At 34.7% G+C, this 3480-nt stretch carries 3 protein-coding genes and 1 tRNA gene; 3 read left to right on the top strand and 1 reads right to left on the bottom strand.

Annotation, left to right across the window (positions count from 1 at the left end; translation table 11 throughout):
• Positions 1 to 907 (top strand): putative bifunctional diguanylate cyclase/phosphodiesterase (locus ABZA26_RS10615; protein ID WP_372714500.1); only part of this gene is annotated, 907 nt, incomplete at its 5' end.
• A gap of 51 nt (positions 908 to 958) precedes the next feature.
• Here ABZA26_RS10615 and ABZA26_RS10610 read toward each other — a convergent pair.
• Positions 959 to 1441 carry an S-ribosylhomocysteine lyase gene (locus tag ABZA26_RS10610; RefSeq protein ID WP_372714499.1) on the bottom strand — a complete coding sequence of 161 codons (483 nt, stop codon included), beginning with the start codon at positions 1439 to 1441 and terminating at the stop codon, positions 959 to 961.
• Positions 1442 to 1569: 128 nt separating this feature from the next.
• Between ABZA26_RS10610 and ABZA26_RS10605 the strand changes: the two genes are divergently transcribed.
• A tRNA-Leu gene (locus tag ABZA26_RS10605) sits at positions 1570 to 1657 on the top strand.
• Positions 1658 to 2782: 1125 nt separating this feature from the next.
• Positions 2783 to 3480, top strand: a 698-nt coding sequence (locus ABZA26_RS10600) for an ABC transporter substrate-binding protein (protein WP_372714498.1), incomplete at its 3' end; no start/stop codon positions are given.

Below are 3480 nucleotides of genomic sequence, written 5' to 3'. Positions count from 1 at the left end.
GGTGGCAGTATATCCTGAGGATGGATTTGACGTCAATACCCTTCTCAAAAATTCAGACCTAGCAATGTACGGAGCAAAAAACAGAGGTAAAAACGGGCATTATTTCTTTTCTGAAGAGATGAATCATGCAACAAATAGCAAAATGGAAACAGATACTCAGTTACGTAATGCCCTGAAAAACGGTGAACTGCAGCTTTATTATCAGCCAAAAGTAGATGTATTTCAAAATAAGATCATAGGGACTGAGTCTCTTCTGCGTTGGTTCAAAGACGGAAAGCTTTACAAAGCTCCGTCAGAATTTATTCCAATTGCAGAAACTACTGGATTTATCCTAGAGATAGACAGATGGGTACTCTTGACGGCGTGCAGACAGATCGTAGAATGGGAAAAAAATGATATAAAAGATCAAAAGATATCTGTTAATATTTCAGGTCTACACTTTAAACAGGGGCTTATAGTAAAAACAGTGAGCGAGGTGCTGAAGAAAGTAACGGTGCCGTCAGGATCAATAGAAATAGAGATAACAGAGGGTGTTTTTATGGAAAACATGAAGGAAGCTGTGGATATTCTGAATGAGCTTAGATCCATGGGAATAGATATATCAATAGATGACTTCGGAACCGGGTACTCTTCCCTCAGTTACCTAAAAAACCTGCCTATAAACAGGATAAAAATAGACAGAAGCTTTATTTTGAACATGATGGACAATAAAAAAGATATAGCAATAGCAAAGACAGTCATAACAATGGCTAAATTACTGGACCTTTATGTCATTGCTGAAGGGGTCGAGACAGCAGAACAGCTGAAACTTTTGTCTGAAAATGGATGTACTGAGATTCAGGGTTTTTACTTTTCTAAACCCATGCCTGTAGAGGAATACGAAGATTTTTTGAAAAGATGGAATTGAGGAGAAATACTAAAAAAAGACCTTCGATAAATTTCGGAGGTCTTTTTTCAGTTATTTAGGGTAGATCATATTTTCTTCTTTAATATTAAGTAAAATCTCTTCTAAAAACTTTTTTGCTTCAAATTTTGCCATGGGAAGGTTCATATCCAGATAATTACCGCAGTCTCTTGCAGTGGCTCCTGGAATTTCCCCTTCAAAACTTGAGATAAACTGGAACATTTCAGAAAGGATGGGAATTACATCTACAGGAGAGAGGTCTCCTTTAAATATAACGTATACTCCGGTTCTGCATCCCATAGGTCCGAAATAAACAGTTTTTTCATCCCATATTTTGTGATTCCTCAGGAAAGTGGCACCTAAATGTTCTATGGCATGAAGTTCCCCGTTATTTATAACTGGCTCGAGGTTTGGTCTTTTCATTCTTATGTCAAAAGTCGTAAGAACATGTTCACCTGCAACGACATCTTTTCTAGAAACATAAACCCCTCTCAGCAAGTCGAGATGATTTACTGTAAAACTGGCAATTTTCTTCATACTTTACCTCCTTAAAAATATATAATTATATTATAACACAGAGAATAATATAAGGGAATCTTAAAAGATAAGGGGTAAGAGGCTTGACAAAGCCACGGAAAAGTAATATATATAATGGGTGTATCAGAGCGACGATGGCGGAATCGGTAGACGCGCTAGACTCAGACTCTAGTGCTCATTACGGGCTTGGGGGTTCAAGTCCCCCTCGTCGCACCAGAGAATTCTAGAATATAGTAGAATTAAAGATGTTCTAATGATTTCTCTGTATAGCTAATTGAAATGAAAAACTCTTGAACGGTGATCTATTTTACCTTCGAGAGTTTGTTTATTTAAAAAAAGATTATTAGGGCCAGGTTTTCAATTTATTGAGTTGGAAGTGGTATTATATATACAAATTAAAATTTGAAGTTGAATACGAACATAATTTTGTTAAATGAATATATATTTTGACATTGTTTTAAGACATATACGTCATGAAAATCGAACAAAAGGTTTTTTTTATTGTTGGCTAGAAGAGAAGGTAATAAAAATGGTATTATTTATTTCAGAGACAAAGCTTGTTTACTCCAGATTAATAAAAATTATTTTCTCAGGTGCAAAAAAACTAGGAATAGTGTATAATGGGGATGGACATGGCTCCAGAATCCCTTTAAACAAATATTAAAACAGGGATATTTATTTAGGTAAATAGATGGCTTTAACAGACATAGTCCTAAAAAATACTTAGATGGAGTTTAACATGGCAACAACAGGAAGTTTGATACAGACTCTGGGCATTTGAATTGGGTAAAAGATTGTTGAGATTTATATTTATTGAAAAGGGTTTATGATTTAAAAGGTCGGGGGGCTTTTTATAGAGTATCCCATTTCAAAGGCCAGAGATTTGTTGATATATATTTTAGGGTAGATACCTGAAGTTTAAAATTTCAGGTATCGAAAATATACTTTTCGGAATCAGCTTATATAAAAAAAAATTGACAAAAAAAAATTTCTATAGTAATCTTTTGTAAAGAGTTGTATTATATTGGATTAATTAAAAAAAAGGGGATGGCAAAGATGACGGCTAAATTTACTTGGTGGTGGCAAAACAAAATTGACCAATACAATAGAAGTCAAGTGAACCAGGTTTTGTCAAATTCTCTATAAGAAAATTATCTCCAAAATGATTTTTATGACCTGTTCGCAATGGACAGGTCTTTTTATTAGAATTTTTAATCTTAAAGGACCTGTGTGGACAGGTTCTTTTTTTATCTTAATTCAGGCTGTAAAAAATAAAAACAGAAAATTTTTAAGGATAAATTTAATTAAAAATATTTTAATAAAAATCGAGGGGGAAAAATCATGAAAAAATTATTAATTATGTGTTTTGTATTATTAGCAGCAATAGGTTGTGGAAAAAAAGAAGAGGTTAAACCGATAAAAATAGGAATCACCCAGATTGTGGAACATCCGTCACTTGATGAAGTGAGAAAAGGTGTAGAAGATGCGATTGCTAAAAGTGAATTTAAAGACAGGGTAGAGCTTAACTATCAAAATGCCCAGGGAGATTTTAATACTGCACAGATGATAGCCACATCTTTCAAAGAAAGTGAAGACATAATCGTAGCGATAACTACTCCAAGTGCACAGGCTGCACAGAATCAGATATCAGATAAACCTGTATTCTTTGCAGCAGTTACAAATCCTGATGTAGCAGGGCTGACGGCTAAAAATGTGACAGGTGTAAGTGATCAATCACCTGTGGAAAAACAAGTGAAACTAATAATGGATCTTTTTCCAGAAGCTAAAAAGGTGGGAATAGTCTATAACACAAGTGAACAAAACTCGGTGTACCTGACAGAAGTATTTACAAAAAAAGCTCAGGAGGCCGGTCTTAAGGTAGTGGTAAGGGGAATCACAAATGTAAACGAGGTCGCTTCTGCTCTAGATACTATAATGCCTGAAATAGATGTACTCTACACATCTATAGATAACACAATAGCATCAGCCTATCCTCTGGTTATACAAAAAGCAGATCAGGGAAAGGTTCCTGTAATAGG

The sequence above is a fragment of the Ilyobacter sp. genome (genome assembly GCF_041583315.1).
Lineage (GTDB): Bacteria > Fusobacteriota > Fusobacteriia > Fusobacteriales > Fusobacteriaceae > Ilyobacter.
This window is presented reverse-complemented; position numbering and strand designations above follow the sequence as displayed.